This is a genomic window from Candidatus Zixiibacteriota bacterium (genome assembly GCA_022865345.1).
GTDB lineage: Bacteria > Zixibacteria > MSB-5A5 > MSB-5A5 > RBG-16-43-9 > RBG-16-43-9.
The window spans coordinates 25519-33892 of record JALHSU010000092.1; the positions used below are offsets into that span (position 1 = coordinate 25519).

At 43.9% G+C, this 8374-nt stretch carries 6 protein-coding genes; all 6 read right to left on the reverse strand.

The annotated features are described in order from the left end of the window. Position 1: 1 nt before the first annotated feature. Positions 2–1138 (reverse strand): DNA repair exonuclease, encoded by a 1137-nt coding sequence (locus MUP17_04345; protein MCJ7458203.1) that lies wholly within the window; start codon positions 1136–1138, stop codon positions 2–4. Positions 1139–1429: 291 nt separating this feature from the next. Further along, a complete protein-coding gene (gene rlmD / locus MUP17_04350; GenBank protein ID MCJ7458204.1) occupies positions 1430–2794 on the reverse strand; it encodes a 23S rRNA (uracil(1939)-C(5))-methyltransferase RlmD in 1365 nt (454 codons plus the stop codon). Positions 2795–2950: 156 nt separating this feature from the next. Then, positions 2951–3457, reverse strand: a complete 507-nt coding sequence (locus MUP17_04355) for a 3-isopropylmalate dehydratase small subunit (protein ID MCJ7458205.1) — start codon at positions 3455–3457, stop codon at positions 2951–2953. After that, the gene (locus MUP17_04360) at positions 3447–4670 is read right to left on the reverse strand and encodes a cation-efflux pump (GenBank protein ID MCJ7458206.1); all 1224 of its coding nucleotides are present in this window, start codon (positions 4668–4670) and stop codon (positions 3447–3449) included. Before MUP17_04360 ends, MUP17_04355 begins: the two co-directional genes overlap by 11 nt. A gap of 144 nt (positions 4671–4814) precedes the next feature. Next, positions 4815–7742 (reverse strand): FlgO family outer membrane protein, encoded by a 2928-nt coding sequence (locus MUP17_04365; GenBank protein MCJ7458207.1) that lies wholly within the window; start codon positions 7740–7742, stop codon positions 4815–4817. Between the two features lie 68 nt (positions 7743–7810). After that, positions 7811–8224 carry an endonuclease domain-containing protein gene (locus tag MUP17_04370; GenBank protein ID MCJ7458208.1) on the reverse strand — a complete coding sequence of 138 codons (414 nt, stop codon included), beginning with the start codon at positions 8222–8224 and terminating at the stop codon, positions 7811–7813. Between the last annotated feature and the right edge of the window lie 150 nt (positions 8225–8374).

The following is an 8374-nucleotide window of genomic DNA, read 5'->3' on the forward strand; positions in this document are numbered from 1 at the left end:
TTTAAATCCCTTCTTTGCCGCTCAAGTAAAGATACCCTAAAACCTTTGCCTGCTGATATTTTCCCCTGCTTTCTTCATTAGCTGAATTTATCTTTTCCTCCATAATCTTTAAAAACTGCCCGGTGACCGTATGCTGAGGGAAATTTTTGCTCGTTATGTCTAAGTTAAATGGTTGAGGCATCTGTTCCAATTCCAGGTGCAGAAACTGATCTTCTAAAACCTCTTTTAGTCTGGAGAAATCCTGCTCTTCTGACCCGGGCTCGGAGAACCCTTTTAATCCCAGGTTTTCCTTGAACCTGACTTTTAGGATATTCTGCTCGCCCTTATATTTTTCGATCTCTCTTAAAAGCTCGGATGAGTTTTTGAATTTATCTAATTCAAGTTCCGTCTCCTGCCACTTGAGCTCCCCGGTCTTAATTTTTTCTACCCTTGGCAGACCTTCGTTTAACTCAATTAGCAAGACATTCCCGGAATCTTTTTCCCCGAATTTAAGCTGTTCCGGAGAGCCGGAATAGTAAGTTAAAGGTTTCTTGCAGACCTCTTGAGTTGAATGCCAGTGCCCCAGGGCAACATAATCAAACCCGCTTTTCTCCAGTTCTTCTATGGTAATGGGAAAATCATCCCCCTGACTTTTTGAAGGAATCTGAAGTGACCCGTGAGCTAGCGCGATATTAAATCTTGAGTTAAATTCTTGTTTCAAAACAGGTAGCGGACTTTCCCCACTTCTGTTTGACCGGTTCGGCTTGCCGTATACGGTTACCCCTAAATCCTCAAAAAATACAAAGGGATTTTCCTCATCCGCCAGAAGATGGAAATTAGGAGGCAAAAGGCTCGGCTCGATATTCCGGTAAATAGAGCTGTTGTCATAGCAGTCATGTGTTCCCGGGACCAGGCAGACGTGTATTTTGCCTAATCTGGCGAACTCTCCCAGGATAAATCCCAGGGTAGCTCTGGAGATCTGATTGGAATTGAAGAGGTCACCTGCTACCAGTAGCAAATCGACATTTTTCTCCAGGGCTAAGTCTATGACCTTCATAAAAGTTTTCTTAAGTTGTGCCCTGACCCGGTCACCGCTCCTGCCCAGACCTGAGAACTTAGCCCCTAAGTGTATGTCCGCAGTATGTAAGATTTTAACCATTTTCTAATGTTTAGAAGGTATAGTTTTACCTAGAACTCCAGTTAATCTTATCGGCTGAAAGGGATAAATTGTTTAAGATTTTTTAAGAAGGGACAAAACAATGTTCTGTCCATGCGGTTGTTTAACCTCTCCTTATTAAGGAGAGGGATAGGGAGAGGTTCAAAAAAAAGTCAGTAGGGGCGACCCGCCGGGTCGCCCCTACCAATTCAAAATCGCAGACTAAAGTCTGTGACTACCTTAAAGTGTTTTGTCTTTTTCCTCGATCCCTTGAATCCTTGAATCCTTAGATGTTTATTTCCTCACAAGTTTCGCCACCGCTTCGATATGATAAGTCTGCGGGAACATATCCACCGGCTGAACTTTTTCCAGAATGTAATCTTTTTCAGCTAAAACCTGCAGGTCACGGGCTAAGGTAGTTGGATTGCAGGAGACATATACGATTTTTTTAGGTTTGATTTCAAGCATTGAAGAGATTACCTTCTTATGCATTCCGCCTCTGGGAGGGTCAACCACGATAACCCCTGGCGAGTAATTCTCCTTGACTAATGACGACAGCACATCTTTCGCTTCTCCCAGAAGAAACCGGCAGTTTTTTATGGAATTAAGTTCCGCATTCCTGATCGCATTTTCTACTGAATCTTTGACTGATTCTATACCGGTAACCCATTTTGCCTTCTGAGCCAGGAAAAAAGAGATGGCACCTGTACCAGAGTATAAATCCAAAACCTCTTCTGAACCTTGTAATTCCGCATAATCAGTGACTATGTCAAATAGCTTCTCTGCCTGTTTGGTATTGGTTTGAAAAAAAGAGTTGGCCGAGATTTCAAAATGGAACCTGCCTAATTTTTCCTGAATAGTTCCTTTTCCCGCCAAGACTACTTCTTCCTCTCCAAAAGCGATATCAGCGAATTTGGTATTTATATTCCGAACCACCGTTTTTACCTGAGGAAAGCTCTCCATAAGTCCAGAAGCAAGTCTTTCTGCTTGTTTGAATTCGCCTGAATATGTTACCAGATTAACCATAATTTCTGATTTATTAACACTTTCTCTGATGGCTAAATATCTCAAAAAACCGGTATGCTCTTTAGGGTCGTAAGGAATAAGCTTCTCTTTTGCGCAAAAATCCCTTACCCACCAGATTATCTGGTTTGAAAGTCCGGATTGAAGATAACATTTTTGAAGGCTAAATACCCTTCTGAAATCTTCAAAGGGATGTAAACCGAGGATAAGTTTCCCCTCAAGGTCTTTGCCAAAGGAGAACTCCATCTTGTTGCGGTAAAAATAGGTATCGTCTGAACGGATTATCTTTTCAGTCTCGAAATCTAAAAAACCACCTAGATGTTTGAGCGATTCCTTTACTGTTTTTTCTTTGTAGATAAGCTGAGTTTCATAATCCAGATTTTGCCAGGTGCATCCCCCGCACAAACCAAAATGAGAGCAGACTGGTACAATTCGTTTTTCTGAGCTTTTTAGAACCTCAACTACTTTCGCTTCAGCAAAGTTCCTTTTTTTCTTTTCGATTATGACCTTGAGAACATCCCCTGGAAGACCTCCCCTTACTAAAACCACCAGCCCGTCCAATTTCCCCACCCCTTTGCCCCCATAGGCCAAATCTGTGACTGAGACTTCAACAATATCCCCTTTTTTAATAACCATTCCGAGTCCTTTTGCCATTTTCTAAGTTGGGGGCAGATTGCGTTGCAAGAAAAAAATAAAGGGCGAGGGAACCTCGCCCCTACAAATTCAGTTCCTCATTCTATTCGTAACAGGGACTCCCTGCAAGAAACCTGAATCAGAGTCATCAGTTTTCTCTCAAGTCTTCTCTGTGCCTTTTAGATAATTCAACAACCCACCCTTTTCAGTTATCTCTAATTCCAATCCTGAAAGAGGATGCCCGATTATGCTTTTGCCTGTGGACTGATTTTTCACTTCTCCGGAGAGGATATCTATTTCGAGAATGTCACCGGTCTTAACGCTCGTGGATATGCCGGGACATTCCAAAAGAGGAAACCCTAAATTTATGGCATTCCGGTAAAAAATCCGGGCAAAGGAATCTGCTACTACACAACTAACCCCGTTTTCTTTCAGACAGACAACAGCATGCTCTCTGGACGAGCCGGTGCCGAAGTTCTTGCCGGCAACGACTATGTCTCCGGGCTTCACCTCCTGGCTGAATTTCTCAAAACCCGGCACAAACTCCATCGCATGCTTTTTCATCTCCTGGGGATCAGTCAGAGGAAGATACTGCCCGTGATAGATCTGATCCGTGTCGATGTCATCTCCAACCACCCAGGCTTTGCCTTTGAATTTAGTCATCATCTTTCTTCTCCATTTTTCCTGACTCTCTGGATTTGCATTCCTGCTCGCAGGTTATACATTCACCTTCGCAAGGCTCGATATGAATTGAGATCTCTGATGAAACCAGCCTTTCTTTTATATCATTTTCAAGATGGTCGCAGAGTTTATGAGCATCTTCGATCTTTATATCCCCCGGCACGACCAGATGAAGGCTGATCAATCTGGAGCCCTTGATTCTCCTGAGAGTCAAATCATGAAATTCCACGAAGTCGGTGAAGTGCTGATTCAGTATCTCATACACAATCTTTTTTTCCTCTTCACCATCCCTCAGTAGGTCAGCCTTATCCTCTAGGAATCCCGCTCCCTCTTCCGGCTCTGTGTGGACCACCACATCGGAATTCGGCAGCAGCTCGGAAATTTTATCCTCTATCTGGGTGGTAACCTGGTGAGCTTTTTCTAAAGAGCTGTCTTTTTCCAGCATTACGTTCATATCCAGAAAATAGTGATTACCTGCTCTTCTCAGCCGAAGTCTGGAGATAGAGCTAACCTGGGCAATGGTTTGCACCATCTCCTTGATCTTCAGGTCAAGCCCTTCTGGCGCTCGATCAATGAGAGCATCTACCGTTCTCTTACCCAATTTCCAGGAAGCATGCAGAACTACAACTGCTACTCCCAGAGCGGCCAGGGGATCTGCGACCGGCAGGCCGAGCCTGACGAAGATAAGCCCCAGAATCACCACCAGCGAGCTAAAGATGTCACTGCTGAAATGAAGGGCATCCGCCTCTAAAGCCTGACTTTGATATTTCCTCGCAATTCTGTAAAGGGCTCTGGACCTGGAAAAATCTATTGCGATCGCGACCACAAGCACCACAAAGCTTATGGGGATGACCTTGATCTCAACTGGTTTGAAAAAACGTTTGATGCTTTCGACGATTATCCAGGCGCAGGTTATAAGGAGTAAAATCGCCTCCAGCAGGGCTGAGAAATTTTCAAATTTGCCGTGTCCGTAATGATGTTCGGCATCCGCGGGTTTATCAGACCGCTTTACCGTAAAATAAGTCATCGCAGCAGCAACCAAGTCCAAACCAGAATGGGCCGCCTCAGAAATTATCCCCAGGCTTTGAGTGATAATCCCAACCACCAGTTTGGTCCCAGTCAGGAAAATGGCGGCTAAAAGGGAGCTGAAAGCAACGCTCACCTTCTCGTGATGTCCTTTTTTCTCGATCTCGTTCAAATTTTTCTCTTTCTCCAGAATTACTCTTTTATGAAACCAATATGTAGAACTTGAATTTATTTGTCAAATAAATTTGAAAAGAAAGGAGGGGCACGACGTGTCGTGCCCCTACCCTGTTTACTGTCGACTACCTACTGCCTACTGTCAACTGCTTGCTTTTAATTTCCTTAGTCTTTCTTTAGCATCCGTAACTTCCGGTATCCCCGGATCTGAATTCTTCCAGATATCCAGAAACTCCTCATATTGGACAATAGCTTTATTGTTCCAACCGGATTTTTCATATGCCAGCCCCAATAGGTAATAAGCCTTAACAGCCCAGATCGGATAGGTTGGTCTTATCTCATCATATCTTGAAAGGGTTTTCTCTAACTCCGTTACCGCCTCGCCCAATCTGCCTGCTTCCAGATAGGCTCTGGACAGGAAGTATCGCGCCGCAAAAAGAGGAGTTGATGCTTCCTTAACGCTTTTCTCCAGATAGGCAACTGCATTTTTTGAATTCCCCTTAATCAGTTCGACCACTCCTGCTGCCATCCAGTACTCGACCATTCTGTCTTTATTCTTTATCTCAATATCTTTTCTCAAAGAGCCGACGACCTCGTCAGCTTCCTTGGTCTTCCCAGCAATCGCCAGGCATATCGCATAGATATTGCGCAACTTAACTGGATCATTTGGAGCAATCTTCATGTAAATCGCTCTCATAATATCAATTTCCTTCAAAGCTAGGTCCGGACTTCCACTTTCGAAATAGATTAATGCCTTTTCCATATACTTTGTAAAACTCTGCTCTCCTTCAGCCTGTTCCATCCTGTCTGCGGCAATGCCATCGTCCAGGACTTTAAGAGCTTCCTTAAACTTACCTTGATATAACGGGACCAGAGCCAGAAAAGTCCTTCCTTCGGAGCGAATATCTTTTTCACTGCTGGACGAGAGTACTTTATAACAGCTCTCAGCTTGAGGGTAGGCTCTTTTGAAAAGATACATATGCCCCAACTTCACCAGGGATGCATAAAAATCTGGTTTTATCTCCAGCGCTTTTTTGTAAGATTCAATCGCCTGGTCTATTTTGCCGTTGTAAGCATACAAATCAGCTCTGGAATCATAGGGGTTGGCTTCGTCCGGGGCTAGAGATATATATTTATTTATAGCCCAGATAGATTTCTCAAAATCACCCATGTCGTTATAGGCATAAGCAAGCAGGTTATAGACTACCTTATAGAGAGGATCTATTTCAATCGCTTTATTCAGATAACGAACAGCTTCTCCAGGTTGTCTCAGTCTGACCTGATAGAATGAACCCAACGTAAAATAGGCATCTTTCTCCTCAGGATAGCGCTCCACTATCTTCTCTAATTCTTTGATCGCCTGGGTTTGATTACCTGAGATGCCTGCTTCAAAAGTTCTTATGTAAAGTTTTTCCTTCTGGCTGACTTTATCCGAATATTTTGCTGCTTTAGCTATTAGTCTTCTTTGTTCCTCGCCAGTTTCAATTTGCGCCAGCCTGAGATACGCCATGGCGAAGGTTGAATCGAACTCCAAAGCTTTTTTGAAGCTTCTCTTTGCTTCAATGTTGTATACCTTATAAAGATTATCCACTCCCTCCAGATAGTAGCGGTATGCTTCCTGAGAATGGGTAGCGACATCCGCAACTGATCGAGCTGGCTCCTTGGTTGCCTCAGCCGGGAGCGAAAGTCCTTTTTTCAATTCTTCTGTTAGTCGGTCTACTATTGGAAATATTTTTTCCCCTGGCTCGCCGCTTATGCGCTGTGACCCTAACACGGTGCCACTTTTAACCTCAACCAGTTGAGACGTCAGGACGATTTGTGGTTCTTCCTGCAGAATGCTCCCTAAAAGCATCCACTTGGCACCTGCCTTTGTAGCCACTTCCGTGGCGACGTTCCGATCAATGATCTTGGTGCCTTCTTTACCCAGCAATTTCAAAATGTCGTATAACCTCTGGCTGGAGACCACACTCATATATTGAGATTCCGAAAGGCCAGTTATCAACAGATTCGCAACGATTTCTCCTAACCTTTCCTTATCCTCTCTGTCTGCCAGATTTTCAAAGTACATTACCGCCAGAGAGTTTTCCTTTGCCATCGCCTTTTCTTCGGGGACTATCTCGAATTTGAATGGTTTGAAAACTAAGAAAAGTAAAGCCATGACGAAAACGACTGAGGTTGGAATTATGAAAGGAAGCAGTCTGCTTTTGGGCTTGGGTACGACTACCTGTGCAGGGATTTGAGTAGTCTTAGCGTAGTCAAGACCTTTCTTCTCGTGTCTTAAGTCCGCCAGGAGGTCATCTATATGCTGGTATCTTTCCTCCCTATCCTTTGCCAGGGCTTTGTCAACAATTCTTTGCAGTCCTTCAGGTACATTAATCTTGTACCTGGCAACTGGCTCGGGATTCTCGTTCAAGATCGAATAGATTATAGCTGGAATGTGCTCGCCTCTGAATGGAAGTCTCCCGGTCAACAGCTCGTAGAGCACTACCCCAAAAGAGAAGATATCACTTCTCTGGTCAACCTCTTCTCCCTGCGCCTGTTCTGGTGACATATAAGCGGCAGTGCCTAAGGTAGAGCCGGTTTCAGTCAAGTGGTCCACCCCCTCCAGCCGGGCTAAGCCAAAGTCCATTATCTTTACCTGGCCATCCTGGGTGACCATAATGTTGTCTGACTTTATATCCCGGTGAACTATGCCTTTCCGGTGAGCGGCATTTAGACCCTCGCTCACCTGAATGGCTATTTCCAGAATCCTTTTTATGGAGGGAGACTCTTTTTCCGCAATCTTCTTCAGCGTATGCCCCTCGACAAATTCCATCGAGATAAATAGTCCTTCAGGACTCTCTTCAATCCCATAAATGGTGGTTACGTTAGGATGACTCAGAGCTGAGGCAGCCTGAGCTTCCTGGATAAAACGGGCTTTTTCCTCAGGATTTTCTGCCACGTGTGGAGGCAAAAACTTCAGAGCAACCATTCGCTGAAGCTTGGTGTCCTGGGCTTTGTAGACCACGCCCATTCCACCTTCGCCCAGTTTCTCCAGAATTTTGTAATGTAAGATTGTTTTGTTAATCATAAGCTTTTTCTCACGGTTGATTCCTGAACTCATCCCCTGGCCCCTTCTCTTACGAAGAGAAGGGGGCTTTAGTTCCTCTCTTTATAAGAGAGGGATTCAGGGTGAGTTCCTTCATAAAAAACGGTTTTTAACCTGACTAAAACTCTTTCAAGGTTATTGACTATCTGCCCGTTTCGAAAACGGATTACATTGATACCCATATTATTTATGATATACGACCTAAGTTCATCGTACTCTTTCTGGAGGTCATGATTCTTGCCATCAATTTCCACTACCAGCCGTTTTTCATAACAATAAAAATCAGCAATAAAGAACCTCTTTTGATTCATGTACTCAAAGAAAATTGGATATTGACGAAGAAATTTCTTTCCCAGTATCTTCCTGTTCCGTACTGCGTCCCAAAATATTTGCTCACTTCGGGCTGATCTCTTTCGAAGATCACGACAAACACTTTTGGCTGCCCGGACAACCGTTTTGTTCATGTTTATGTTCTCGAACTCATCCCCTCACCCCTTCTCTTACAAAGAGAAGGGGATTTTAGTCCCTCTCTTTCTAAGAGAGGGATTCAGGGTGAGTTCCTAACGTAATATAGTTTTCCCAATCATCTTTTATTTTGTTTTTTGGTTTATCAA